The organism is Sphingopyxis chilensis (assembly GCF_035930445.1).
Classification (GTDB): Bacteria; Pseudomonadota; Alphaproteobacteria; order Sphingomonadales; family Sphingomonadaceae; genus Sphingopyxis; species Sphingopyxis chilensis.
Genome location: NZ_CP142394.1, coordinates 671823 through 696441 on the forward strand (window position 1 = coordinate 671823; position 24619 = coordinate 696441).

24 protein-coding genes are annotated in these 24619 nt (G+C 65.7%); 15 read left to right on the forward strand and 9 right to left on the reverse strand.

The window, feature by feature from the left end; translation table 11 throughout:
* Positions 1–179 precede the first annotated feature (179 nt).
* From VSX79_RS03075 to VSX79_RS03085, 3 genes are all read left to right on the forward strand, one after another.
* Positions 180–2054: a PAS domain-containing sensor histidine kinase gene (locus VSX79_RS03075; protein WP_326914375.1), complete on the forward strand. Its 1875-nt coding sequence runs from the start codon at positions 180–182 to the stop codon at positions 2052–2054.
* On the forward strand, positions 2044–2658 hold the full coding sequence (locus VSX79_RS03080) for a response regulator transcription factor (RefSeq protein ID WP_326914376.1): 615 nt from the start codon (positions 2044–2046) through the stop codon (positions 2656–2658). Before VSX79_RS03075 ends, VSX79_RS03080 begins: the two co-directional genes overlap by 11 nt.
* Before the next feature lie 77 nt (positions 2659–2735).
* Positions 2736–2975 (forward strand): response regulator transcription factor, encoded by a 240-nt coding sequence (locus VSX79_RS03085; RefSeq protein WP_179499425.1) that lies wholly within the window; start codon positions 2736–2738, stop codon positions 2973–2975.
* A gap of 12 nt (positions 2976–2987) precedes the next feature.
* Here the strand turns inward: VSX79_RS03085 and VSX79_RS03090 are convergent, their stop codons facing one another.
* Positions 2988–4268, reverse strand: coding sequence for an MgtC/SapB family protein (locus VSX79_RS03090; protein WP_326914377.1), 1281 nt, complete (start codon positions 4266–4268; stop codon positions 2988–2990).
* Between the two features lie 79 nt (positions 4269–4347).
* On the reverse strand, positions 4348–4677 hold the full coding sequence (locus VSX79_RS03095) for a TraR/DksA family transcriptional regulator (RefSeq protein WP_326914378.1): 330 nt from the start codon (positions 4675–4677) through the stop codon (positions 4348–4350).
* A 246-nt stretch (positions 4678–4923) separates the two neighbouring features.
* Here VSX79_RS03095 and VSX79_RS03100 point away from each other — a divergent pair, with 246 nt between their 5' ends.
* The 5 genes from VSX79_RS03100 to VSX79_RS03120 all read left to right on the forward strand — a co-directional run bounded on the left by VSX79_RS03100 (position 4924) and on the right by VSX79_RS03120 (position 9277).
* Positions 4924–5613, forward strand: coding sequence for a Crp/Fnr family transcriptional regulator (locus VSX79_RS03100; protein ID WP_179499422.1), 690 nt, complete (start codon positions 4924–4926; stop codon positions 5611–5613).
* Positions 5610–6653, forward strand: a complete 1044-nt coding sequence (locus VSX79_RS03105; protein ID WP_326914379.1) for a L,D-transpeptidase family protein — start codon at positions 5610–5612, stop codon at positions 6651–6653. Before VSX79_RS03100 ends, VSX79_RS03105 begins: the two co-directional genes overlap by 4 nt.
* Positions 6654–7043: 390 nt before the next feature.
* Positions 7044–7838, forward strand: coding sequence for a universal stress protein (locus VSX79_RS03110; RefSeq protein ID WP_326914380.1), 795 nt, complete (start codon positions 7044–7046; stop codon positions 7836–7838).
* 135 nt (positions 7839–7973) lie between these two features.
* The gene (locus tag VSX79_RS03115; protein ID WP_179499420.1) at positions 7974–8372 is read left to right on the forward strand and encodes a response regulator; all 399 of its coding nucleotides are present in this window, start codon (positions 7974–7976) and stop codon (positions 8370–8372) included.
* Positions 8373–8473: 101 nt separating this feature from the next.
* Positions 8474–9277 carry a universal stress protein gene (locus VSX79_RS03120; protein WP_179499419.1) on the forward strand — a complete coding sequence of 268 codons (804 nt, stop codon included), beginning with the start codon at positions 8474–8476 and terminating at the stop codon, positions 9275–9277.
* Between the two features lie 62 nt (positions 9278–9339).
* Here VSX79_RS03120 and VSX79_RS03125 read toward each other — a convergent pair whose 3' ends face one another.
* From VSX79_RS03125 to VSX79_RS03145, 5 genes are all read right to left on the reverse strand, one after another.
* Positions 9340–9555, reverse strand: coding sequence for a hypothetical protein (locus VSX79_RS03125; protein ID WP_179499418.1), 216 nt, complete (start codon positions 9553–9555; stop codon positions 9340–9342).
* Positions 9556–9678: 123 nt separating this feature from the next.
* Positions 9679–10602 carry an MBL fold metallo-hydrolase gene (locus tag VSX79_RS03130; protein ID WP_179499417.1) on the reverse strand — a complete coding sequence of 308 codons (924 nt, stop codon included), beginning with the start codon at positions 10600–10602 and terminating at the stop codon, positions 9679–9681.
* Between the two features lie 65 nt (positions 10603–10667).
* Positions 10668–11930, reverse strand: coding sequence for a TolC family protein (locus VSX79_RS03135; protein WP_326914381.1), 1263 nt, complete (start codon positions 11928–11930; stop codon positions 10668–10670).
* On the reverse strand, positions 11927–12130 hold the full coding sequence (locus VSX79_RS03140) for a YgaP family membrane protein (protein ID WP_326914382.1): 204 nt from the start codon (positions 12128–12130) through the stop codon (positions 11927–11929). The genes VSX79_RS03135 and VSX79_RS03140 overlap by 4 nt, the downstream gene beginning before the upstream one ends.
* 15 nt (positions 12131–12145) lie before the next feature.
* Positions 12146–13423 (reverse strand): NAD(P)/FAD-dependent oxidoreductase, encoded by a 1278-nt coding sequence (locus VSX79_RS03145; protein ID WP_326914383.1) that lies wholly within the window; start codon positions 13421–13423, stop codon positions 12146–12148.
* 243 nt (positions 13424–13666) lie between these two features.
* Here VSX79_RS03145 and VSX79_RS03150 point away from each other — a divergent pair, with 243 nt between their 5' ends.
* Genes VSX79_RS03150 through VSX79_RS03165 form a run of 4 tightly spaced genes read left to right on the forward strand, consistent with a single transcriptional unit; the run spans position 13667 to position 19814 of the window.
* Positions 13667–14713, forward strand: coding sequence for an efflux RND transporter periplasmic adaptor subunit (locus tag VSX79_RS03150; RefSeq protein ID WP_179499414.1), 1047 nt, complete (start codon positions 13667–13669; stop codon positions 14711–14713).
* On the forward strand, positions 14710–17928 hold the full coding sequence (locus VSX79_RS03155) for an efflux RND transporter permease subunit (protein WP_326914384.1): 3219 nt from the start codon (positions 14710–14712) through the stop codon (positions 17926–17928). Before VSX79_RS03150 ends, VSX79_RS03155 begins: the two co-directional genes overlap by 4 nt.
* Entirely contained in the window at positions 17925–18233 is a 309-nt protein-coding gene (locus VSX79_RS03160) for an ArsR/SmtB family transcription factor (RefSeq protein ID WP_179499412.1), read from the forward strand. The genes VSX79_RS03155 and VSX79_RS03160 overlap by 4 nt, the downstream gene beginning before the upstream one ends.
* A 21-nt stretch (positions 18234–18254) precedes the next feature.
* Positions 18255–19814 carry a CYTH and CHAD domain-containing protein gene (locus VSX79_RS03165; RefSeq protein WP_326914385.1) on the forward strand — a complete coding sequence of 520 codons (1560 nt, stop codon included), beginning with the start codon at positions 18255–18257 and terminating at the stop codon, positions 19812–19814.
* 24 nt (positions 19815–19838) lie between these two features.
* On the opposite strand, the gene VSX79_RS03170 is transcribed toward VSX79_RS03165, so the two are convergent.
* Entirely contained in the window at positions 19839–20264 is a 426-nt protein-coding gene (locus tag VSX79_RS03170) for an ion channel (protein WP_326914386.1), read from the reverse strand.
* A 268-nt stretch (positions 20265–20532) separates the two neighbouring features.
* Between VSX79_RS03170 and VSX79_RS03175 the strand changes: the two genes are divergently transcribed.
* Complete coding sequence (locus VSX79_RS03175) at positions 20533–21345, forward strand: universal stress protein (protein WP_179499409.1); 813 nt, start codon at positions 20533–20535, stop codon at positions 21343–21345.
* A 53-nt stretch (positions 21346–21398) separates the two neighbouring features.
* A complete protein-coding gene (locus VSX79_RS03180; RefSeq protein WP_179499408.1) occupies positions 21399–22091 on the forward strand; it encodes a Crp/Fnr family transcriptional regulator in 693 nt (230 codons plus the stop codon).
* A 23-nt stretch (positions 22092–22114) separates the two neighbouring features.
* Here VSX79_RS03180 and VSX79_RS03185 read toward each other — a convergent pair whose 3' ends face one another.
* Complete coding sequence (locus VSX79_RS03185) at positions 22115–22786, reverse strand: OmpW/AlkL family protein (RefSeq protein ID WP_407697242.1); 672 nt, start codon at positions 22784–22786, stop codon at positions 22115–22117.
* A 167-nt stretch (positions 22787–22953) separates the two neighbouring features.
* Here VSX79_RS03185 and ccoN point away from each other — a divergent pair, with 167 nt between their 5' ends.
* Positions 22954–24612, forward strand: a complete 1659-nt coding sequence (ccoN, locus tag VSX79_RS03190; protein ID WP_326914388.1) for a cytochrome-c oxidase, cbb3-type subunit I — start codon at positions 22954–22956, stop codon at positions 24610–24612.
* The last annotated feature ends 7 nt before the right edge of the window (positions 24613–24619 follow it).

The window sequence follows — 24619 nt, forward strand, 5'->3', positions numbered from 1 at the left end:
AGTTCGGGATTCTACGGATGCCACGCGTGCTGGGGACAGGCCTATGGCGAAAGTGTGATACTCGCGTCGGACCTTCCGCACGGGTTTCGCGCGAAGCCATTTGGCGATATGCTCGTCGGTGAGGGGCAGGGCGTTCGATTGGCGCCGGTTGCCCCGCGCGGGAGGGAGCGACTGCGCCGATGCCTTTGATGGAACGATCCTTACCGGCCCGTGTGCTGGTCGCGCTGGCGTTGGTCGTTGTGGCGGCGCTGGTCCGCAATCTGTTCGATTTCTGGATCGACGGCCAAGCGGCCTTTCTCCTCTTCGCCCTCGCCATTCTGTCCGCATCGATCCTTGCAGGCCCGCTCGCTGCGGCGATCGCCGTCTTTCCCTCGCTGCTCCTCGGGATCTACTTTTCCGGGTTTCGGGAAACAGGCGCCGTCGATTTCGTCGAAGCGGCGCTTTTCCTGATGACGGCCGCGGGTATCATCTTGCTCGCACGCTTGAGCCACGGGCTGAAGGGACGCATTCGCGAAAGCGAAGGAAGCGCGGCCCGCCGTGCGGCCGAGGCCGACGTGCTCGCCGAGGAACTCGGTCTCCTCATCGACGGCGCTGAGGGTCACGCCATCTATCTTCTCGACCCCGAGGGGCGGGTCACGATCTGGAACAAGGGGGCGGAGCGCCTGAAGGGCTGGTGCGAGGAGGACGTCATCGGGCTCGACGCGTCGGTTTTCTATCCGTCCGACGCGATCGCAAGCGGAAAACCCGCCGACGATCTTGCGCGCGCCGCGCGCGATGGCCGTTTCGATGCCGAGGACTGGCGCGTCCGCAAGGACGGCTCCGAGTTCCTCGCCGACGTGTCGATCACCGCCCTGCGCCATCCCGACGGCAGCCTGCGGGGGTTTGCCAAGGTCGTGTCCGATATCACCGGCCGGCGTGCTTCGGAAGAGGCGCTGCGGTCGCAGGAAAGCCATCTTCGCTCGATCCTTTCGACGGTGCCCGATGCCATGGTGGTGATCGACGACCAGGGCCTGATCCTGTCGTTCAGCGCGGCCGCCGAACAATTGTTCGGCTATAGCGAGGCCGAACTGCTCGGCGCCAACGTCAGCATGCTGATGCCGTCGCCCGACCGCGAACGTCACGACAATTATATCCGGCGCTATCTGGAAACGGGCGAGAAGCGGATCATCGGCATCGGGCGCGTCGTCTTTGCCCAGCGCAAGGATGGATCGACCTTTCCGATGGAGCTTTCGATCGGCGAGGCGACGGGCGAGGCGCATCCGTTGTTCACTGGCTTCATTCGCGACCTCACCGAGCGTCAGAAGACCGAAGAGCAGCTCGAATCGCTGCAGTCCGAGCTCATCCATGTTTCGCGCGTCAGTGCGATGGGAACGATGGCATCGACCCTCGCGCACGAACTCAACCAGCCGCTGACGGCGGTCGCCAATTATGTCGAGGCGGTGCGCGACATGCTCGCCCGGCCCGACCCGGGCGATTTCCCGATGATCCGCGATGCGCTCGACGACACCGCGAAGGAAGCGCTGCGGGCGGGGCATATCGTCCGGCGCCTGCGCGATTTCGTGGCGCGCGGCGAGGTCGAGAAGACGATCGAGAAGCTCCCCCTGCTGATCAACGAAGCCGCGGTGCTCGGCCTGATGGGCGCGCGCGAAAAGGGGATCGCGCCGCGCTTCGATCTCGACCCCTATGCCTCGCCCGTGCTCGTCGACAAGATCCAGATCCAACAGGTTCTCATCAACCTCATCCGCAACGCCTGCGAGGCGATGGCGGCGAGTCCGGTGCGCGAACTCAGTGTTATGAGCCGCCCCGACGAGCGCGGCTTCGTGCGCGTGATCGTCGCCGATACCGGGCCGGGCGTCGATGCGCAGATTGCCGAACAACTTTTCACGGCCTTTACAAGCACCAAGTCCGAAGGGATGGGGCTGGGCCTTTCGATCTGCCGCACGATCGTCGAAGCGCACGGTGGGCGGATCTGGATGGAGCCGCGGGAAGGCGGCGGTACCGAATTTCATTTCACACTGGTCAGCGCGAAAGCCGAGGAACGGGATGACGGATAATAAGCTTGTCCATATCGTCGACGATGAGGACGCCATCCGGCGCTCGGCGAGCTTCATGCTCAAGACGTCGGGTTACAGCGTCCAGACATGGGCGAGCGGCGCCGCCTTTCTGAAAGAGGTGCGACATGCCCCTGAGGGCTGCGTCCTGCTCGACGTCCGGATGCCCGAGATGGACGGCCTCGAAGTCCAGCAGGCGCTGCTCGACCGGGGTGTAACGATGCCGGTGATCGTGCTGACCGGCCATGCCGATGTGTCGATCGCGGTGCGGGCGATGAAGGCGGGCGCGGTCGATTTCCTCGAAAAGCCGTTCGAAAAAGTGGTGCTCATTGCCGCGATCGAGGCTGCTTTCGACCGGATCGCAGCGGCGGACGGCGCGGCCGCGCGCGCCGCTGAAGCCAATGTCGTGCTGGGCGTCCTCACTCCGCGCGAACGCGAGGTGCTCGACGGTCTGGCTCAGGGGCTGCCGAACAAGACGATTGCCTATGACCTCGGTATCTCGCCGCGCACCGTCGAAGTGCACCGCGCCAATCTGATGGCGAAGCTCGACGTCCGCAGCCTGTCCGACGCGCTGCGCCTCGCCTTCGCGGCCGGCATGGGTGCCTGATATAGGGAGCAATACGTAGCGACCGACGGAAGCACGGCTCGCTAGAAAGCGGGCATGATACGAATGCGCGCTTTCCCATGAAAATCGAGCCCGCCGCGCTGCCGTCGATTGCGGACCTTTCCGGGCGCGAGCGCGAGGTCGTGGCAGGGTTGATGCGAGGCCTCACCAACAAGCAGATCGGCCATGAACTCGGTATCAGTCACCGGACGGTCGAGATCCACCGCGCGCGGGCGATGCGAAAGCTGCGGACGCCGACGCTTGCGGCGCTTCTCTCGCTGGTCTTGCCCCATCGGAACGAGTTCCCGCGAGGCGGATGAGTCCAGACCCTGTCACATTATCCAGGGCAGCATGGCGAAGCCGGCGACCACGCTGGCTACGAGCGGCAGCGCCGCGAGCCAGCCGCGGCGCGTCCGGACGAGAGCGAGAGGAATCGCCGCCTTGAACAGCGTATTGGCCATGACCGCCGCCGCGAGCGCCATTCCGGCCGTCCGGCCGTCGAGGGTCCCGGATGGCAGCCCGCCGATCGTGACGATTGCCGCGTCGACGTCGGCGATTCCCGACAGCGCCAGGATGATCGCGGTTCCGCCTTCGCCGATCCGCTCCATCAGCCAGCGAGCGATGAGCGCCATCGCCATCACCAGCACGGTCAACCCCAGCGCCGGGGCGAAGTTCAAGGGGTTGCGCAAATTCATGGCTTCGGTCGGCGTTGCCGGGGCGTGGCGGGCGCGCAGCAGGCACCAGATTGCGGCGGCGAGGCTGACGAACGCGGCGGGGCCGATCAGCAGCGCGGCGGTGCCGAATGCAATCGGCGCGAGGATGGCGACAAGGACGACGACGCGGGAGAGCATCACGGCCGAGGCCGCGGCGATCCCCGCTACCAGCGCGGGCGCATTTTCCGTCTCGTCGCGCAGTCGTGTCGCCAGCGCTGCGGTCACGGCGGTCGAAGACACCATCGCGCCGGTTGCGGCCATCGCCAGCGTTCCGCGCGTCGCACCGAACCGTTTCGCTGCGGCATAGCCGGCGAAGGAAAAGCCCGAGACGAGCACGACGACGAGCCAGAGCTGCCTCGGATTCCATGCCTCATAAGGGCCGAGCGCGCGATCGGGCAGCAGCGGCAGGATGACGATCGCGATCAACGCGAAGCGGGCGATTGCACTGACCTCGGTTTCGGTCATGGCGCCGATCCAGCGGTGAAGCTGGGGGCGCATCGTCAGAAGCAGCGTGGTGGCGACCGCCAGGATTGATGCGAGCAGGGGCTGGGCCGACGTCGCGAGAAAGCCGCAGGCCAGCGCGATCAGCGAAGCAAGACCGGCGGTGCCGCTCACGCTGCGATGCGCCATCCTTGCATAGCCGAGGAGGATCAGAAGCGAGGCGGCCGTCAGCAACAGGATCGCGGCCGCGCGGTCGATCGGTTCGAGAGCCCCGGCGATTCCTCCTGTCAGTCCGAGCAGGCCGAAGGTGCGGATCCCGGCAAAGCGGCTTCCATCGGCTTCGTTTCGCGCCGTCCATCCGCGCTGGACGCCGATCAGCAGACCCAGCCCAAGCGACAGCCCGATGCCGGTAAGAAGCGGCCATTGCCCAAACCCGGCGGGCGCGATCAGCACGGACATTCCGGCCCCCTTTCGAAAGCTGCGGAGGCGGTTTTGCACATCGCCCCCGCCCGGATATCGGCGCATCGGGAGGAGCGGATCAGCTTCGGGCGTCGCGTGCGCATGTGATGCAATGCGGAGTGACAGGAAGCGCCTCGAGGCGCGCCGCGGAAACTGGTTTACCGCAAGCGATACAGAGGCCGTAGGTTCCGGCTGCCAGCCGCGCGAGCGCCTGCCGGGTCAGTGCGATTTCACTCAGCGCCGCGCCTTCGATCGCATCGAGCGGCTCGTCGTCCTGACGTGCGACAGCCTGGTCGGCAAAATCCTCGCCGAGCGGTTCGCGCTGCGTCGCCTCGATGTCGTCGATGCGGGCGCCAAGCGCGAGGAGACGCGCTTCGAGTTGCGTGCGGAGGGTGACGGCGTCGTACATCATCTTTCCTCTTGTGAAGGATGCCTTAGTGGGCTGTGCAGACCCGCTCGCATCGAAAGATCAGGCCTCGTGATGCGGCGAATGCACCGCGACGTCGTTACGCAATTCCCCTTACGGTCCGCCGTGGGCCGATCCTCCCGGCCTTCATACGTACTCTTCCTTACTCACTTCGCCGCAGGGCGCGCATAGAAGGCACGGCATGAACCAAGCGCCCGCCATTCGCAGCATCATGCCGGAGTATCGCCAGTGAGCGATTGTGCGTCCTGCGCCGTGCGGGGCCGCGCGATCTGCGCGAGCCTTGACGCCGGCGAACTCGCCGAACTTGGCCGGATGGGGCGCCGCCAACGCGTCAAATCGGGCCATACACTGATATGGGAAGGCGACGATGCGCCGCTCGTCGCCAATGTCCTGAAGGGCGTGCTCAAACTGGTCGTGGCGGCTTCCGACGGGCGCGAGCAGATCGTCGGGATCGTCTTCGCCTGCGACTTCATCGGCCGGCCGTTCGGCAAGGAAAGTCTTTATCGCGTGACTGCGATGACCGACGCTGAAGTGTGCATCTACAACCGCAACAGCTTCGACGCCTTTGCCGGTGCGCATCCCCATCTGCAGCAGAAATTGCTCCGCCGGACGCTCGATGAACTCGACCGGGCACGCTATTGGATGATGCTGCTCGGCCGCAAGTCGGCCGCCGAAAAAGTGGCGTCCTTCCTTCTCGAAATGTCCGATCGTCTGGCGGGTCAGGCGGGCCCGACGCGCCGCGACGACGGATTCGAACTGCCCTTTGGCCGTCAGCAGATCGCCGACATATTGGGGCTGACGATCGAAACGACGTGCCGGCAACTGACCCGGATGCGCGCCGACGGGCTGCTCGATCTTCCCTCCCGCCGCGAGGTGGTCATCCACGATCGGCGCGCGGTGGAAGCGATGGCCGGATGATCATGCGCCCGCGCATCGGTCGTCCGGGCGATCGCCGGCAATGCGCTCGACCGGCGCAGCTCGCGCGAGCGGCCATGCTGATCGGCGCGGCGCTGCTGCCGCTGGTATCGACGGCGCAATCGCCGGCGGGTGAAAAATCGGTTGTCGGTGCGGCGAAGGCGCTGAAACCGGGCGAATTTTTCTGGGCGCCGGAAATCGCGGCGAACGGGCCGCTTTTGCTCGTCGTCAGCCTCGTGACGCAGCGCGCAACCTTGTATCGCAACGGCATCCCGATCGCGATTTCCACGGTGTCGACGGGCAGCGCCGATCATCGAACGCCGGTCGGCGTCTTCACGATCCTCGAGCGCCGGGTCGAGCATTATTCGAGCATCTACGACAATGCTCCCATGCCCTATATGCAGCGGCTTACCTGGGGCGGGATCGCACTCCATGGCGGAACATTGCCCGGCTATCCGGCGTCGCACGGCTGCATCCGGTTGCCGCACGCGTTCGCGCGGCTGCTTTACGGCGTTACCCGGCTCGGCATGACGGTGATCGTCACCGAGACGGCGGCGATCCCGCGCGTGGCGCCCGGCGATCCCGTTGCATGGGCGGGCACCGATGCGGGCGGCATCGCCGACTGGCATCCCGAACGCGCGCCATCGGGGCCCGTCGCGGTCGTCGTCAGCGCGGCCGACCGCCGCGTCCTTGTGCTGAGGAACGGGATCGCGATCGGTTCTGCACCCGTCCGGATCGACGGGCCGGTCGCCGGGACGTCGGTTTTCATGCGACAGGGCGCGCCCGACGGGCGAGCACAGTGGATCCGCGTGCATTTGCCCGAACCGCTTGCTTCGGCGCCGACCGAAAGCCTCCGCGGCCGGATCCACGTCGCGCCCGACTTTCGGGCTGTGGTCGAGCCGCTGCTTGGACCCGGTTCGAGCGTTATCATAACCGGCGACTCGCTCCGCGCGGACGACGCGAACGCGATACCTTTCCACATCGAGGATGATGAGCGCGCGTCGGGGCCTCATCAAACTCCGCGTCGTCCGGCCCCGCCATAGATGAGGAGGCGAACCGAAAACCCGTACGGGTAATTGCGAATGTGCCGTGTCTGATCGGCTGTGCAGAATGGGTCATCTGGTTGAAGTCGGCAGGGTGTCCTCAGCGTCACGAAACCGGATCTTCGCCAGGCACGACGTCCCTGTGCTACCTGTGTTTCATCCTGAGCCGGGTGGAATCGGCGCAGTCAGGGATGCAGCGCTGCGAGGAGGCGATTGCGACCCGACTCCCCGCAGCGCTGCTTTCCGTGTTCGGTTTGTGCTGGCGGAACGTACCTCGCAGCAGCAATCCCGGAACGGCCTGATCGCAGCCCGCGCGAGGACTCCGTAACTTTGCGCATATCGGGTCGGGGTGCCGCCCCCTAGCCTTCGACGAGATGAAGGAGATGGCACATGAAGAATATTCTTTTGCTGGTGCATGATGACGCGGGCCAGGAGGCGCGGTTTCAGGCGGCGCTCGACATAGTGCGTGCGCTGGACGGCCATCTCGCCTGCATCGATGTGACGCCTTACCCTGTCATCGCGGGCGAAACCGCCATGGGCTATGCCGAAACGGTCGTCGTATTCGACGAACGCGATAGCGAAGCGAAGAACAAGTCGGCGCTGACCGATCGTCTGTCGCGCGAAGATGTCAGCTGGAGCTGGGCCGATACGATTGGCGAAATGGCGGCATCGGTACTCGATGCTGCCGATCTTGCCGACCTCATCATTCTCAATCGCGCGCTCGACGGTTATCCTTTGCCCGACATGCGCGACATCACCAGCCGCATCGTTGCGCGGACCAGCGCCGCAGTTCTCGCGGTCCCCGGGACGCTGGAGCGCTTTGCGATCGATCGCGCGCTCGTCGCCTGGGACGGCGGACGATCGGCCGCCGCGGCGCTGCGCGCTGCGGTCCCGTTGCTCGCACTCGCGAACGAGGTTGAGATATTCACGGCGCGCGAAGACGAGCCCCGTAACGGTCCCGACCAAGCGGCAACCTATCTTTCGCGCCACGGCATTCATGCCCGCGTCAAGATCGTCGACAAGGACGGTCGGGCCGATAAGCTGATCGCCGCCGAAGCCCAGGCGGGGCGCGCCGACTATATCGTGATGGGCGCCTATGGCCGCGGCCGCGTGATGGAAACTTTTGGCGGCGTCACGAAGCGTATGCTGCAGGACAGCAAGCTTCCGCTCCTCCTCGGGCATTGACCGGGAAGTCGTGGCGGCCTGCGAAGATTTGATGGCAGGCACGGCGCGGTCGCGCGGACACCCGCCCTTTCCAGACGAATGAAGGTCGCTCCCAAATTTCACGCGGCAAATATTTTGCCATGCCAGGTAACGATAATGCCGAACGAGGGCGCCCATCATCGAGCGGATTTTCCCAGAATCCTGATTGTCGAGGACGATCCGGCAGTGCGTCGCTCCTTGCTTTTATTGCTGAAAGGACGCGGCTTCGACGTGGTCGCCTATCCCGCTGCGGCGCAGGCTCTCGCCGACGCCGCGGCCTGTCCGCCGGCTTGTCTCGTGACCGATTTCCGCCTCGACGATCAGGACGGGATTGCATTGCACGCAGCGATGCTGGCGGGGGGGTGGAGGGGACCGGCGGTGCTGATTTCCGCATTTGGATCGAACGAACTGTCGGACCGCGCGCGCGCGGCGGGCTTCGCGGCGGTCTTTGACAAACCGCTCCGCGAGCATGCCTTGGTGGATACCGTCCGTCGGCTGACCGACGCCAAAGGGTGAAACACGCCTCACGGCCCGGTGCCATTGCATCCGTAGCTTTGCGCATATTGGCGCGAGTCGCGGCGGCCTAGCTTGTTCGCCACAACATGAAGGCAGGGCTCATGAAAACGATATTATTGCTGGTCCACGACGATGAAGGTCAGGACGCCCGGCTCGAGGCTGCGCTTGAGATCGTGCGCGCGCTCGATGGGCATTTAGCCTGCATCGATGTGACGCCCAGTCCGATCATCGCGGGCGATCTTTATGTCGGCTTTGGCGAGGCCGCGATCATTTCGGACGAGCGCGGCAGCGAGGCGGCGAACAAGATCGCGGTACGCGACAGGCTGTCGCGTGAGGATGTCGACTGGAGCTGGGTCGATGCCACGGGCGATATCGCCAGTTGCGTCACGAACCGGGCGAGCTTTTCCGACCTGATCCTCCTCAACCGCGCGCTCGACGACCATCGGGTTCCCGACATGCGGGGAATCGTGTCGCGCGTGCTGGGCCACACGCATACGCCGATCGTGGCGATGCCGCCCTCGCTCGACCGCTTCGAATTCGACCGCGCGCTGGTCGCCTGGGGCGGTCGCTCGTCGGCCGCTGCGGCGCTTCGTGCCTGCGTTCCGCTGCTCGCGCTCGCCGCGCGGGTCGAGATATTCACGGCGGGCGACGCGGGCGCCGACAATGACGCCGATCCCGCCGATGCCGCGATCTACCTGTCGCGCTACGGCATCGCCACCGAGACGCGCATGACCGACCGCGGCGGCGATCGGGTCGATCGGCTCATTGCCGAAGAATGCCGGCGGTGGCGGGCGGACTATGTCGTGATGGGCGCCTATGGCCGGGGCCAGTGGTGCGAGGTTTTCGGCGGAGTTACAAAGCGAATGCTGCGCGACAGCACCGTCCCGCTGCTGATGTGTCATTGAGCGATCCGGCGGGCCGGGGCGCTATCCGGATTGTCCTGCCGCCTGCCGTCCGCAAGCGCCCCTCAGCCTCCGCGTTCTTCCGGAAACTCGGTCGGCGGCGGACCTGGCTGCGTTTCGGGGACGACCGGCGTTTCCTGCGGAACCGTCAGCGGCTGATCCTCGGGTGCCTGATCGGGCCGCTCGGGAAGGGGCTTTTCGGGACGTTCGGGCGGCTCTGTGTTCGGGCACTCCGCGGGATGGGCTGGCCCTCCAGCGTGGGAAAAGGCGGTATCGTCCATTTTCGGTTCCTTCGCCGTTTGGCTTCGCAGGCCGGTTCGGGCCAAATCCTAGCGCAGCGGCGCGGTGCAGGGATTACGTAGACATCCCTACCGCGCACCGGGGACTCGGCATCGCGCCAGCCCTTAGAGTATGTCGAGCGGCAGTTTCAGATAGCGTGTGCCGTTGCTTTCGGGCTCGGGAAGATGTCCGGCACGCATATTGATCTGGATCGACGGGAGGATGAGCTTCGGCATCGACAGGGTCCGGTCGCGCGCCTCGCGCATCGCGACGAATTCGTCCTCGCTCACGCCTTGATGGACATGCACGTTCGAGGTGCGTTCGGACGCAATCGTAGTTTCCCAGGCGTAGGCGTCGCGCCCCGGCGCTTTGTAGTCGTGGCAGAGGAAGGCGCGCGTTTCGCCCGGAAGCGCGAGCAGCCGGCGGATCGAGCGATAGAGCGTGCGTGCGTCGCCGCCGGGGAAATCGGCTCGCGCCGTTCCATAGTCGGGCATGAACAAGGTGTCGCCGGTGAACAGCGCATCGCCGATGATCCACACCATGCAGGCGGGCGTGTGTCCCGGCGTGTGGAGCACGATCCCCTCGGTTGCACCGAGCCGGAAGGTTTCGCCATCGTCCATCAGCCGGTCGAACTGCGATCCGTCGCGGGCGAAGCGATCATCCTCGTTGAAAATGTCGCCGAACACCGTTTGCACCGTCTTGATATGCCGCCCGATGACGATCCGGCCGCCGAGCTTTTCCTGCAGATAGGGCGCGGCCGACAGGTGATCGGCATGGGCATGGGTTTCTATCTGCCATTCGACGGTCAGGCCCTGGGTGCGAACATGGTCGATAATTGCATCGGCAGAGGCATGGCTCGTGCCGCCCGACGGCTGGTCGAAATCGAGCACGCTGTCGATGATCGCGGCGGCGCGTGTCGCGGGGTCGTGGACGACGTGCGTGGCGGTGAAGGTCGCTTCGTCGAAAAAGGTGCGGACGACGGGAGTTTTTCCCGAGCGGCGCGCGGCTTCGATCGTGGCGGCGGCCTTGTGGCGGTGGAGATCGATCATCGGACAATCCTATAATATTATATATTGCTAATGTAATGATGAGGCGGCGGAAGTCCAGTCGCGGCCTATTCGATCCCGCACAGCAGCCGCAGCCGCCATGCGGCGACCTGCACCGCAGCCTGCGCTTCGGCGAGGCGCGCCGTGGCTGCGATCGCCTCGCGCTCGGCATCGAGTTCGGCGAGCGGCGGCCTTGCCCCCGATCGCACTTCGAGCCGCGTGCCGCGCAGCGCCTCCCGCGCGGCCGTGTCGCCCTCGCGCGCGGCATCGAGCCCGCGTTCCGCGCTTTCGAGGCCGCTCCAGGCTTCGATCACAGCCTGCATCAGCTCGTCGCGCGCCTGTCGCAGCCGGGCTTCGCTCGCCGTCAGGTTGGCGCGTGCCTCGCGAACGCGCGCACTCCCCGCGCCGCTGTCGAAAAAGGTCCAGCGGCCGCGGAGCCCCACGGTGACGCTATCGGCGCGATAGTCGGGGAAAAACTGGTCGCGGACGCGCGCGCCCTCGGCAAATACGCCAACGGTCGGGCGATTGCTCGCCTTGGCGGCGCGAACCCCGGCCTCGGCGCCTTCGACGCTCGAACCCGCCTGCGCGAGCATGACATTGGCGAGCGTCGCTGCATCGAGGGCCTCACCGAGCGATGAAGGCACCTTTGGTCGCGGCGGCAGCGGAGACAATTTGCCCGCCGGCTTGCCGGTCAGCCGTTCGAAGCGCGCTTCGGCCGCCGCCAGCCGCCCTTGCGATTGGACGAACCCGGCGAGCCCCTCGGCGCGGCGCGCCTTTGCCTGCGCGACATCGCTGCTGGTCGCATCGCCGATGTCGTAGCGCAGCCCTGCGTGGCGGACGATCTCGTCGAGCGCAGCGACCAGCCCGGAATAGCTTGCCACCATCTCGCGCGCGGTCAGCACCTCGGCATAGCTCGACACGGTTGCGAGCGTCAGATTCTGCCGCGCCATGTCGGTGCCAAGCCTTGCGGCGCGCTGTCCAGCGGCGGCCTGGCCGATCGCCGAGGCAATGCGTCCGCCGGCGTAGAGTGGATATTCGCCGACGAGTTGGACCGCGTTCGGCGTGACGTCGCCAGCGGTCAGCCCGAAATAGCCGCCCGGATCGAGCCTCCCGTAACCGATGCTGCCTTCGACACGCGCCGTCGGTCCCGCCGCCGCCCGCGCCTGCGCGAGCTGCGCATCGGCGGCCTCGGCCTCAGCTTCGGCCGTGACCAGCGCGGGCGAATGCGCGCGCGCCTCGGCGATCGCGGTTTCCAGATCCTGCGCCTGGGCGATAGCAAGCGGGTACAGCGCGGTGACGACCGCAATCATGCGGAAACCGGCACGCCTCACTTAAAGGCGACACCCTGCCGCACGCCGAGCCGCTTGAAGAGCATCGCGGCGGGGCAGAAGCCCGTGAAGCTCGCCTGGATCAGGTTGAGGCCGGCGAAGACGGCGAGGCCGATCCAGTAGGGATGCACGAGCCAGACGAGCGCGATGCTCAAGAGGACGATGAAGCCGGCGAAACGCAGGACGGCACGATCGACGTTCATGGGATTATCCTTTCGTCAGAAGCGGAGTTTCTTGATGCCGAGGGCATGCATCGCGAGCTTTTCGTAGAAGGGCTCGCTCTCGCCCTTGCGGATTTTGCGCAGGAAATATTTCTCGAAGCCGATCTTGGCGAAATGCACCCATTTGCCGGACGACGACCAGTTGACGTTGCGCGGCGGGATCTGCGGCTGGGCGACGAAGGCGACGCCGCCGTCGCCGAAATCGGCCAGGCAGACCGCGTTCCAGGTCGCCTCATGCACCGGCGGCTTTCCGTCGACCTCGAGTTTCAGGTTCTGCCCGATCGCGGTGACCATCGATTCGATCATGAAACCGGTCTTCGGCACGCCGACGGGGACCGGGGTCGGGCCGACCGGCGGGATGGCGACGCAGACGCCCAGCGAATAGACATTGGTGAAGGTCGGGTTGCGCTGATGCTTGTCGGCGAGGATGAAGCCGCGCGGGTTGGTAAGCCCTTCGATCCCGAACACCGCATCGACGCCGCGGAAGGCGGGGAGCAGCATCGAATAGCCGAAGGGCAGGTCGTGCTTCGCCTTGATGCTGCCGTCCTCGGCGACTTCCTCGACATGCGCCAGGCCGGGCTCGAAGCTCGTGACCCGGGCGTTGGTGATCCATTTGACATGGCGGTTCCTGAACTCGCTCTCGAGCAGACCCTTGGTGTCGCCGACGCCGTCGAGACCGAGATGCCCGATATAGGGTTCGGCGGTAACGAAGGTCATCGGCACCTTGTCGCGAATCTTGCGGCGCTTGAGCTCGGTGTCGAGGATCAGCGCGAATTCATAGGCGGGCCCGTAGCAGGAGGCCCCCTGCGCCGCACCGACGACGATCGGGCCCGGATTTTCGCAGAAGCGGTCGAACGCGTCGGCGGCGGCGGACGCATGATCCGTCGAACAGATCGACACGGTGTTGGCGTCGGGGCCGAAACCCTCGATCTCGTCGAAAGCGAGGTGGGGACCGGTCGCGATCACCAGATAATCATAATCGACTGACGATCCGTCGTTCAGTTCGATCCGGTTGTCCTTGGGGTGGACCCATCTGGCGCCGACCGCAGTGAAACCGATACCCTTGCGCTTCATCACCGGGGGCAGGTGGACGCGGATCGCTTCGGGCTCGCGCCAGCGCACCGCGACCCATGGGTTGGAAGGCACGAACCAGTAATCTTCCTGGTCGCAGACGACCATGACCTCCGCCTTGCCCTTTACGGCTTCGCGAATTTCATAAGCGGCGATCGTGCCGCCGAGGCCGGCACCCAGAACGACGATCCGCGGCAACGACATATCTCTCTCCTTGTTCGAGGCGCGTGAGGCTCCGGCACCTTTCGATGCGGCCCGGTCGATATATATTATAGTTGCATAATATTAGCACTACGTAATATTAGCAATGTTGAAATTTTGTGGCGCTCGCTAGCGTGTCCATCAACCGAGGAGTTTGATCATGCTGAGCCTGTTCTGCCGTCCGCGATATAAGGGGATTCCCGCACAGGAACTTGCCGGCCTGTCGGTCGTGTGCGGGTGAGCGCCATGTCCCGCCGCTTCATCCTGCCCGCAGCGATGGTCACGCTTTCGCTGACGTTTTCGGCATGCGACGGCGGCGCATCCTTGCCGGCCGATCAGGCAGCCGAGGTGAAGGGCGAATCGCTGGTTCTCCGGTCCGTCGCCGTTACCGAATGGAAAGATGTCGGCGCGCTCGTCACCAGCGTCGACATGGCCGATGCGCGCGCGCGCATCCCCGGCATCCTCGAAAGCCTGACCGTCCGCGAGGGCGATCTTGTCCGCAAGGGACAAGTGATCGGCCGCGTCGTCGACAGCAGGCTCGGCTACGAAGGCGCGGCTTATGGCGCGCAGGCGGCCGCGGCGCAGGCGCAGGTCGCGCAGGCCGAGGCCGAGCTGGCGCGCGTCAAATATCTCCACGCCAACGGCGTCTATGCCCAGGCGCGGCTCGATCAGGCCGAGGCCGCGGCGCGCGCCGCGCGGGCGCAGGTCAACGCGGCGAAGGCGCAGCAATCGGCGGTCGGCGCGGTTGCGGGACAGGGCGCGGTCGTCGCTCCCTCGGCAGGGCGCGTCCTGATGGCGCAGGTTCCTGCGGGCTCCGCCGTCGCGGCCGGCACATCGATTGCGACGATCACCTCGGGGCCGATGGTATTGCGCCTCGAGCTTCCCGAAACATTGGCGGGCAAGGTGCGCGTCGGTAGCGCGGTCCTGGCGACGGGCCTGGCAGACGGTGCGAAGGGCGTTGCCCCGCACGCGACCGTCAGCCGTGTCTATCCCGCGGTGACTGGCGGGCAGATGGCCGCGGACGTCCGGATACCGGGACTTGCGAGCAATATGGTCGGCCGCCGGATCACCGCGCGGGTCGCGACCGGCGAGCGGCAGGCGCTCGTCGTCCCAGGGGGCTTCGTCGAAACCAGCTATGGCATCGATTATGTGACGATCCGCGTCGGCAAGGATTCGGCGTCGCGCGTGCCGGTCCAGATCGCGCCGTCGGACGACCCGGCACGCGTCGAAATCCTCTCGGGCGCGGCCACGGGCGATACGCTGATCGCACCGCCGGCCGGGGCGCGCCGATGAGCCTTGGCATCTCCGGTCGGCTGACGCGCGCGACGATCCAGAGCCCGCTGACGCCGCTGATGCTGCTCGCGGCGATCCTTGTCGGGCTGCTCGCGATTCTGACGATCCCGCGCGAGGAAGAGCCGCAGATCAGCGTGCCGATGGTCGACCTGATGGTCGCCGCGCCCGGCCTGTCGGCGAGCGATGCGGTCGAACTGGTCGGCAAGCCGCTCGAGACGATCGTCAAAAGCGTCGATGGCGTCGAGCATGTCTATACGCAGGCCGAGGATGACGGGGTGTTGGTCACCGCGCGTTTCCTGGTTGGTTCGGATCCCGACGATGCCGCGACGCGCATCAACGAGCGACTGTCGGCGAACATGCACCGCATCCCGGCGGGCATCGCAGCGCCGCAGGTGACGGTGCGCGGGATCAGCGACGTGCCGATCGTCGTGCTGACGCTGTCGCCCGAGCCCGGTGCGCGCGGCGAATGGACCGAGCAGGCGCTGCACGCGCTCACGACCCGGCTGCGCACCGAGGTTGCGAAGGTCGACGATGTCGGGCTGACCTTCATCGCGGGCGGGCAGGAGGAACAGCTTCGGGTCACGCCCGACCCCGCGAAGCTGGCCGCGCACGGGGTATCGCTCGGCACGCTGATGGACGCGGCAGCGCAGGCGAACCGCAGCTTCCCGCTCGGCACGGTGCGCGAAGGCGGTGCGGCGACGGCGGTGGTTGCGGGGCAGACGGTGCGGAGCGCGGCCGAGCTGGCGACGATCACCGTGCGCGGGGCGAACGGCAGCCCCGTCTATCTGCGCGACGTCGCGACGGTGACGCAGGGACCGGGCGAGGAGCAGGCGCGCGCGTGGCGCTGGGCGAAGGGCGGGGACGGACGCTGGTCGATGGCGCCCGCGGTCAGCCTCGCCGTCTCGAAGCGTTCGGGTGCCAACGCCGTGAACGTCTCGCACGCCGTCGTCGCGCGGGTCGAAGCGCTGCGCGGCACGCTGATTCCCGCCGGAGTCGATGTCGCGGTCACCCGCAACTATGGCGAGACCGCCAACGAAAAAGCGAACGAGCTGATCTTCCACCTCGGCCTTGCCACCGTGTCGATCGTCATCCTGATCGGCTTTGCGATCGGCTGGCGCGAGGCGGCGGTGACCGCGGTGGTGATCCCGACGACGATCCTGCTCACCATGTTCGCATCGAACCTGATGGGCTTCACGATCAACCGCGTCAGCCTGTTCGCGCTCATTTTTTCGATCGGCATCCTCGTCGACGACGCGATCGTGATGATCGAGAATATCGCGCGCCACTGGGCGATGGCCGACGCGCGGAGCCGCATCGATGCGACGGTCGATGCCGTCGCCGAGGTCGGGAACCCGACGATCATCGCGACGCTGACCGTCGTTGCGGCGTTGCTGCCGATGCTCTTCGTCTCCGGGTTGATGGGCCCCTATATGGCACCGATCCCGATCAATGCTTCGGCGGCGATGCTCTTCTCCTTCTTTGTCGCGGTGATCATCGCGCCGTGGCTGATGGTGCGCTTTGCCAGAAATGCGCTGGCGCACGGCCACGACGACCATGCGACCGGCGGCAAGCTGGGCGTGCTTTACGGCCGCGTCGCGGCCCGCGTGATCCGCGACCGCAAGAGCGCGCGGAATTTCCTGATCGCGGTCGGCGTCGCGACGCTCGTTGCCTGCTCGATGTTCTATTTCAAGGCGGTGACGGTGAAACTGCTCCCATTCGACAACAAATCGGAGGTGCAGCTCGTCCTCGACATGCCCGAAGGCACCTCGCTCGAGACGACGGGGCGCACGCTCGACGCCGCAGCGGCCGTGGCACGGCAATTGCCCGAAGCGCGCTCGATGGAGGCTTATGCGGGCACCGCGGCGCCGTTCAATTTCAACGGCCTCGTCCGCCATTATTTCTTGCGCAGCCGTCCCGAGATGGGCGATGTGATGGTGACGCTCGCGCCCAAGGACGAGCGCGACCGGTCGAGCCACGCGCTCGCGCTCGACCTGCGTGACAAGCTGAAAAAGGCGTTGCCGCTGCCCGCCGGTGCGTCGATCAAGGTCGTCGAGACACCGCCGGGCCCGCCGGTGCTCGCGACGATGCTCGCCGAAATCTATGGCCCCGACGAGGCGACGCGGCGCCGGACCGCCGAGCAGGTCGAGAAATTGTTCCGCACCATCCCCTATGTCGTCGATGTCGACAACAGTTTCGGCGTGCCGCGCCCGCGGCTGCGCCTCGTCCCCGACCGCGCGCGGATGGACGCCTATGGCATTTCGGAGCGCCAGCTCTTCGACAGCATCGGCGCGCTGCTTGGCGGACAAACCGTCGGCTATGCGCCGCGTGGGCAGGGGCGTGATCCGCTGCCGATCCGCATTGCACTCGATCAGTCGCAGCGAACGTGGAGCGCCAGCCTCGCCGCGACGCCGGTCGCGAGCATGGGGCCGGGCGGACGGCTCGTTCAACTGGGCGAGATCGTCGAGGCGCGCGAGGAAAAGGGTTCGCCGGCGCTGTTCCGCCGCAATGGCCGCGCCGCCGACATGGTCACCGCCGAACTCGCGGGCGACTATGAGGCGCCGATCTATGGCATCTTCGCGGTCGACGATGCGATCGAGGCGTTCGACTGGAAGGCGCACGGGATGACGAAACCCGTCATCCGCTTCAACGGCCAGCCCGAGAATGAAGCGGTGCCGACTTTGCTGTGGGACGGCGAGTGGGAGATCACCTGGGTGACCTTCCGCGACATGGGCGCGGCCTTCATGGTCGCGCTGCTCGCCATCTATGTGCTCGTCGTCGGGCAGTTCAGGAACTTCAAAATCCCGCTCGTCATCCTGACGCCGATCCCTTTGACGCTTGTCGGCATCGTGCTCGGGCACATGCTGTTCGGGGCACCCTTCACCGCAACCTCGATGATCGGCTTCATCGCGCTCGCGGGGATCATCGTGCGCAACTCGATCCTGCTCGTCGATTTTATCAACCACGCGAAACGGCCTGAAAAGCCGCTGCGCGAAACCTTGATCGAGGCCGGGATGATCCGCTTCAAGCCGATCGTGCTCACCGCGGCGGCGGCGATGATCGGCGCGGCGACGATCCTGACCGACCCGATCTTCCAGGGTCTCGCCATATCTTTGCTCTTCGGGCTTGCCTCCTCGACACTGCTGACGGTGCTGGTTATTCCCGCGATCTACATCGTCCTCCGCGACGATGGCCGCGAAGGAAGCCTCTCTCCATGACAAAGCCGACCGACCTCTCGATCCTCAAGCGCGATGCGCATGAAATGGCGGGTTATCTCAAGCTGCTCGCGAACCCCGAGCGCCTGCTGATGCTGTGCCAGATGGACGAGCGCGAGGTATCGGTGGGCGAACTGACCGAGATTTCCGGCCTGTCCCAGTCGGCGGTGTCGCAGCACCTCGCGCGTTTCCGCAAGCAAGGGATCGTGTCGCTGCGCGGCGAGGCGCAGACGCGATATTACAGTCTGTCGGACCCGAAGATGCAGCGGATTATCGCGGCACTGTGTGAGGCCTGCCGCGGCGAATAGACACGACACGCGCCCCTCCCGATGGGGGCGGGTGGGATGGGATACCTTGTTGAGAGCGTTTGCGCTAAATCAACGCCGGACGTACCGCAATCGTCTAGTCGGATCCGGTTGTCGACCGGGCCCGCGCGAAAGATACTCATGGCGGACGAAATCGAACTGAAACTCGAACTCAGCCCTAGCGCTGCGGTTGCCATCGAAGCGTCCGGCCTGCTGCCAGGCGGGTCGACCCGTGCCCGGCAATCGTCGATCTATTTCGACACCCCTGATCACGCTCTCGATCGCGCGGGGGTTTCGCTTCGTATCCGCAAATCGGAAGGCAAGCGGGTGCAGACGATCAAGGCGGCGGTCGCCAGCACCGCAGGCCTGTTCGCGCGATCGGAATGGGAACGCGCCGTCATGGACGACATTCCGGTCTTCGATGCCGCAACCTCCTTGCCGAACAGTCTCGACGACTGCATCGACACCGTCGCGCCCATTTTCGAAGTAGCGGTCGACCGGCGTAGCTGGATCATCGCGGAGGGCGATGCGACGATCGAAGTCGTCCTCGATCGGGGCGAGGTTGCCGCTGGCGATCGCCAGTCTTCGATCTGCGAAATCGAGCTGGAGCTGAAATCGGGCGCTCCCTCCGCCTTGTTCGCCCTCGCACGCAAGCTCGATGCCGTCGCGCCAGTGCGCCTGGGCGTCCTGACCAAGGCGGAACGCGGCTATCGACTGGCCGGACCGGCACCCGCCATGTTCAAGGCCGAACCCGTCCTGCTCGCCGACGGAACAGCCCCGGGCCGAGCGTTTGCGATCGTCGCGCAGAGCTGCATACGGCAGTTCCGGCTCAATGAGGCGCTATTGTTGGCCGAGGGAAGCGCCGGCGCGCTGCATCAAGCACGCGTGGCGCTCCGCCGGCTGCGCTCGGCTTTTTCGATCTTCCGGCCGATCATCGGTGAATTGGGCTCGGCGCTTGCCGCAGACCTGCGCTGGCTGGCAGCGGAGTTGGGGGAAGCGCGCAATCTTGACGTGCTCTTGGCACGGACCCGGCCCGGTTCGCTGCACGACCATGTCGCCTTGGCGCGCGACGCGGCCTATCGCCGCGTTGGCGAGGTTTTGGAGATGCCGCGGACGCGGCAGTTGATGCTCGATCTGGCGGAGTGGATCGCGCGCGCCGGCTGGCCCGGACCTGCGGAAGAAGACTTGCCGGCGCGCGCCTACGCGGTCGCGGCGCTCGACCATTGCTACCGCCGCGCGAGGAAACGGGGCCGCAAACTCGCGGGCCTTGACGACGCCGACCGGCACGAGGCGCGCAAGGCGGCCAAGAAGCTGCGCTATGCGGCGGAATTCCTGGGCAGCCTGTTCGTCCGCAAGCGCGACCGCCGACGTTATGCAGAATTCATCGCATCGCTGCAGGCGTTGCAAGACCAGCTTGGCGCGCTCAACGATCTGGCGATGGCGGCCCTTGTCCTTGAAAAACTAGGGGTCGCGGGCGATGCCGAGGCGTCGCGGTTGACGGCGGAAGGTCAGAAAAAGAAGCTCCTTCGCGCCGCAGAGGCTGCGCATGGACAATTGTTCGATCTGAAGCGATTCTGGCGTTAGGGTGGCTTGGCCCCGCCGTTAGGGTCAGACGCGCCGCAGCAGGCCGACGATACGGATCAGGAAGGCGGTCGACCAGCCGATCATGAGGATGCCGTTGATCCCTTCGATCGCCGACACGAGCCGCCATGGTTTCGCCATCACATCGTCGCTGTAGCCGATGGCGCCATAGGTGATCGTCGAGAAATACACCGCCTCGCGCAGGCTATCGATCGCGCCGATGACGAGGAAAGTCAGTGCATAGACCCAGATTTCGACCCCATGCAGACCGATGAGGGTAAGGATCGCGAAGAGCAGCGTGCCGAGGCCGCGCAAGGAGGCGGGGTGCATGTGGCCGCCGGCCTCCTGCTGCGCCTCGAGGCGGAGGAGCCGCGCCAGCAGGATCAGCCCCGCGCCGTGGATGAGCACGGTTACCGTCACCATGAGCGTCGCGAGCAGCAGTTCGCGGATCATGGCCGCGGCGCCGACGGGGTGCGCATGTTTGGGCGCGTCACTCGAACCTTGCTCATCGACATGTCGCGTTGCCGTTCCTTCCGGTGGAGCGGCACAGGGTGCAATAGGTGACCGTCTGGCGGGATTGGTAGAACTACCTAGGGCCGCCGGGTGCGGCGCGGTATTCCGGCTCGAAGTTCCCGGCGTCCTTGGGCTTATGACCATTGACCCCGATCAATGACCTCGCCCGCGCATCGGTCCAAATGCCCGCAATCGCAGGAGAAGCAATATGCGCAATATCTTGGTCCATGCCGACGACGGTCCGGGGATGAAGGCCCGGTTCGAGAGCGCGCTGGCGATCGGCAAGCGGCGGCGGTCGCACTTGAATTTCGTGATCAGTTCGCCCTTTCAGCAGTTCATCGCCACCGATCCGTTCGGCGGCATGTATCTGGCGAGCGATCAGCTGAGCAAGGCGCAGCAAGCCGACGAAGCACTCGCCGGCCGCCTGCGCGCGGATCTGGAGCGCGAGGATGTGCCGTGGGACGTCAGCGTGTCCGACGGCGACGTCGTATCGACGCTCGCGCTGGCCGCGGCGCTGGCCGATCTCACGATCGTTTCGCTGGGGACCGCGGATCGGCGCCGCAGTTTTACGCCGCCGATGATGGCCGGGGATATTGCCATGGCTGTTCCCGCTCCGGTTCTCGCCATTCCCGAACCCTGCGGTCCCGTCGATCTCGATGCGCCGGTGATGGTCGCGTGGAACGGTAGCCCGCAGGCGGCGCACGCGATCCGCGCTGCGGTGCCGTTGATGGCCAACGCCAGCAGAATCCTTCTCGTGACCGTCGGAGAGGCCCGGGGGCAGGTCGCCGCGGACGACGCGCTGCGCTATCTCTCGCGCCATGATCTTCATGCCGAGCTGCGCGAGGTCGGGCGCGGTGCCGAGACGATCGAAGAGACGCTCGAGCGCGCGGCGGTCGAGCTGGGGGCGGGCATGATCGTGATGGGCGCATTCGGGCATACCCGCTTGCGTGAGACGGTTTTCGGCGGCGTCACGCGCTATTTGCTCGAAGCGGCGCCGGCTCCCTTGCTGTTGATGCACTGATCCCCAGCGGCTCGCTGCTTTCCAATGGTCACCGCCTGCTGTACGGCGGCGGCGTGACCGACTGCGCCGCCTGTGTCGTACGAAACCGCGCGATTTGCGCGAGCCTCGACGCGACCGAGCTTGCGGACCTGGGCAAGATGGGGCGCAGGCAGAAGGTCCGGCAGGGTCAGACGTTGTTGTGGGAAGGCGATGGCGCGCCCGTGGTCGCGAATGTGCTCGACGGTGTGCTGAAGCTGGTCGTATCGACCGCCGACGGGCGCGAGCAGATCGTCGGCGTCGTCTTTCCGTCCGATTTCATCGGCCGCCCGTTCGGCAAGGAGAGCCCGTACAGCGTCACCGCGATGACTGACGCCGAAGTGTGCATTTTCAACCGCAACAGTTTCGACGAATTCGCCAGCTCGCACCCCGACCTCCAGCAGAAATTGCTGCGCCGCACGCTCGACGAGCTCGATCGCGCGCGGCACTGGATGATGCTGCTCGGGCGCAAGTCGGCGACGGAAAAGGTCGCGTCCTTCCTGCTCGAAATGTCCGGGCGCCTGTCGGGGCGGGGGTGCGATGCGGGTTCGACGCGCGGCGCCTTCGAACTGCCCTTCGGTCGCCAGCAGATCGCCGATATATTGGGGCTGACGATCGAGACGACGAGTCGCCAACTCACCAAAATGCGCGCCGACGGTGTGATCGACCTGCCCTCGCGCCGCGAGATCGTGATCCACGACCGCGCGGCGATGGAGGATATGGCGGGCTGACCGTCGGCGCGAGTTGGGGACGCTCAGAAGCGGAAGGCGACGCCGGCGCTGATCACCCAGGGATCGAGTTTGTGCTTGGTGCGCAGCACCTCGGTCGCCCCGGCGAACCAGTGCGCGGCCGGGCGCAGGAAATAGCGCTTGGCATCGAGCGTAACCGCCAGCCCCTTGGCATTCACGGGCACATCGATGCCGGCCTGCAGCGCGACGCCCAGCGTGTCGTCCATCTTCTGCCGCGTCGCGCCGAGCGCGACGGCCGTCGCGCCGGGCTTTTCGTCGATGAAGATGAAATAGCTCGGCCCCGCACCCACATAGGGCCGAACGCCGCCCTCCGTGCCGAAATGATATTTGAGCGTCAGCGTCGCGGGGACGATGTTCGCATTGGACACCAGCCCCGCCCCGGCGAGCCCGCCGCGCCCGACGACGTCATGCTGGGTGACGCCCGCGATCGTTTCGACCGAGATATTGTCGGTGACGAAATATTCGATCGCGACGGTCGGGACGACATTGTCGTCCGCCTTGGTCTGCGCGTCCGCGGGCAGGCCGATCAGGTCGAGCTTCACGTCCTTGATCTTGCCGTCGGGCGCCACATAGGTTGCGAGCAGCTTGAACTGGACGTCGCCGCTCTTCGCGGCGGCGTGCCCCGGTGTGGCCAGCGCGACAGCCAGGGCGGCCAGGGACATATATCGGCATTTCATGGGACTTTGCTCCTGTTGTTGACAGAGCCGTCCCTGCGCCGCGCGTCCGCCGGCCGCATTGATGGAGCACAACCAATTCGTTGATCCCGGTCAATGTTTCGCCGCCTGCGCGCGTCCAAGAGCGACCCGAAGCGCGGCGCGAAGCCGCTGGAAGCGGGGACGAGCATATGGACGGTCTAGTGATGAAAGCGGGCGGCTGGCTGGCGCTGGCGCTGTTCGCGCTGGTGATGGCGGCGCTGGCGGTCGATGCGCCGTTCGCGGTGCACATGATGATCGTCGCGGTCGCCTGTCTCGCCGTGCTCTGGGCGACGATTTCGCGGGCCGATTATGGCGCGATCGCGCGCGGCATATTGAAAATGCCCACCGACCAGGGCGTCTATGACGACGATCCCGTCCGCTGGGGTGTCATCGCGACGCTGTTCTGGGGCATTGCGGGGATGGCAGCGGGGCTGTTCATCGCGCTCCAGCTCGCCTTTCCGGTGCTCAACCTCAATCTGGAATATACGACCTTCGGGCGGCTGCGCCCGCTCCACACCTCGGCGGTGATCTTCGCGTTCGGCGGCAATGCGCTGATCGCGACAAGCTTTTACGTCGTTCAGCGCACCTGCCGCGCGCGGCTCGCCTTTCCGAACCTCGCGCGCTTCGTCTTCTGGGGATACCAGCTGTTCATCGTCCTCGCCGCCACCGGCTATCTGATGGGCGTCACCGAGGCGAAGGAATATGCCGAACCCGAATGGTATGTCGACCTGTGGCTGACGATCGTCTGGGTCGCCTATCTGGCCGTTTTCGTCGGCACGATCGTCAGGCGCCGCGAACCGCATATCTATGTCGCGAACTGGTTCTACCTCAGTTTCATCATCACCATCGCGATGCTGCACATCGTCAACAATCTGTCGATGCCCGCGAGCATCTTCGGGTCGAAAAGCTATGCCGCCTTCGCCGGGGTGCAGGATGCGCTGACGCAATGGTGGTACGGGCATAATGCGGTCGGATTTTTCCTGACCGCGGGCTTCCTCGCGATGATGTATTATTTCGTGCCGAAGCAGGCCGAGCGGCCGGTGTACAGCTACCGCCTGTCGATCATCCACTTCTGGTCGCTGATCTTCCTCTACATCTGGGCGGGTCCGCATCATCTCCATTACACCGCGCTGCCCGATTGGGCGCAGACGCTGGGCATGGTGTTCTCGATCATGCTGTGGATGCCGAGCTGGGGCGGGATGATCAACGGGCTGATGACGCTCAACGGCGCGTGGGACAAGATCCGCACCGACCCGATCATCCGCATGATGGTGATGGCGCTCGCCTTCTATGGCATGAGCACCTTCGAAGGCCCGATGATGTCGATCAAATGGGTCAACTCCATGTCGCACTATACCGACTGGACGATCGGCCACGTTCATTCGGGCGCGCTCGGCTGGAACGGCATGATCACCTTTGCCAGCGTCTATTATCTGGTACCGCGCCTGTGGGGCCGCCAGCGCCTCTACAGCCTGCGCATGGTCAACTGGCACTTCTGGCTCGCGACCGTCGGGATCGTTTTCTACGCCGCCTCGATGTGGGTCGCCGGCATCATGCAGGGACTGATGTGGCGCGAATATGGCGCCGACGGCTACCTCGTCTACAGCTTTGCCGAAAGCGTCGCGGCGATGCATCCGATGTATCTGATCCGCGCCGCGGGTGGGGCGATGTATCTCGCCGGCTTCCTCATCATGATAGTCAACGTCTGGGCGACGCTCGCGGGCAGGGTTCGCGCCGAAAAGCCGATGACCGAAACCCCCTACAGCGCCGCAGCGGACCGCCCGCTCGCGCCCGTGCCCGCCGAATAAGGAGCCC

Excerpts from the sequence above, each read along its gene's own strand:
- VSX79_RS03075 (WP_326914375.1), top strand. The coding sequence starts at position 180 with ATGCCTTTGATGGAACGATCCTTACCGGCCCGTGTGCTGGTCGCGCTG.
- VSX79_RS03080 (WP_326914376.1), top strand. The coding sequence starts at position 2,044 with ATGACGGATAATAAGCTTGTCCATATCGTCGACGATGAGGACGCCATC.
- VSX79_RS03085 (WP_179499425.1), top strand. The coding sequence starts at position 2,736 with ATGAAAATCGAGCCCGCCGCGCTGCCGTCGATTGCGGACCTTTCCGGG.
- VSX79_RS03090 (WP_326914377.1), bottom strand. The coding sequence starts at position 4,268 with ATGTCCGTGCTGATCGCGCCCGCCGGGTTTGGGCAATGGCCGCTTCTT.
- VSX79_RS03095 (WP_326914378.1), bottom strand. The coding sequence starts at position 4,677 with ATGTACGACGCCGTCACCCTCCGCACGCAACTCGAAGCGCGTCTCCTC.
- VSX79_RS03105 (WP_326914379.1), top strand. The coding sequence starts at position 5,610 with ATGATCATGCGCCCGCGCATCGGTCGTCCGGGCGATCGCCGGCAATGC.
- VSX79_RS03110 (WP_326914380.1), top strand. The coding sequence starts at position 7,044 with ATGAAGAATATTCTTTTGCTGGTGCATGATGACGCGGGCCAGGAGGCG.
- VSX79_RS03115 (WP_179499420.1), top strand. The coding sequence starts at position 7,974 with ATGCCGAACGAGGGCGCCCATCATCGAGCGGATTTTCCCAGAATCCTG.
- VSX79_RS03120 (WP_179499419.1), top strand. The coding sequence starts at position 8,474 with ATGAAAACGATATTATTGCTGGTCCACGACGATGAAGGTCAGGACGCC.
- VSX79_RS03125 (WP_179499418.1), bottom strand. The coding sequence starts at position 9,555 with ATGGACGATACCGCCTTTTCCCACGCTGGAGGGCCAGCCCATCCCGCG.
- VSX79_RS03130 (WP_179499417.1), bottom strand. The coding sequence starts at position 10,602 with ATGATCGATCTCCACCGCCACAAGGCCGCCGCCACGATCGAAGCCGCG.
- VSX79_RS03140 (WP_326914382.1), bottom strand. The coding sequence starts at position 12,130 with ATGAACGTCGATCGTGCCGTCCTGCGTTTCGCCGGCTTCATCGTCCTC.
- VSX79_RS03145 (WP_326914383.1), bottom strand. The coding sequence starts at position 13,423 with ATGTCGTTGCCGCGGATCGTCGTTCTGGGTGCCGGCCTCGGCGGCACG.
- VSX79_RS03150 (WP_179499414.1), top strand. The coding sequence starts at position 13,667 with ATGTCCCGCCGCTTCATCCTGCCCGCAGCGATGGTCACGCTTTCGCTG.
- VSX79_RS03155 (WP_326914384.1), top strand. The coding sequence starts at position 14,710 with ATGAGCCTTGGCATCTCCGGTCGGCTGACGCGCGCGACGATCCAGAGC.
- VSX79_RS03160 (WP_179499412.1), top strand. The coding sequence starts at position 17,925 with ATGACAAAGCCGACCGACCTCTCGATCCTCAAGCGCGATGCGCATGAA.
- VSX79_RS03165 (WP_326914385.1), top strand. The coding sequence starts at position 18,255 with ATGGGGGCGGGTGGGATGGGATACCTTGTTGAGAGCGTTTGCGCTAAA.
- VSX79_RS03170 (WP_326914386.1), bottom strand. The coding sequence starts at position 20,264 with ATGATCCGCGAACTGCTGCTCGCGACGCTCATGGTGACGGTAACCGTG.
- VSX79_RS03175 (WP_179499409.1), top strand. The coding sequence starts at position 20,533 with ATGCGCAATATCTTGGTCCATGCCGACGACGGTCCGGGGATGAAGGCC.
- VSX79_RS03185 (WP_407697242.1), bottom strand. The coding sequence starts at position 22,786 with ATGAAATGCCGATATATGTCCCTGGCCGCCCTGGCTGTCGCGCTGGCC.
- ccoN (WP_326914388.1), top strand. The coding sequence starts at position 22,954 with ATGGACGGTCTAGTGATGAAAGCGGGCGGCTGGCTGGCGCTGGCGCTG.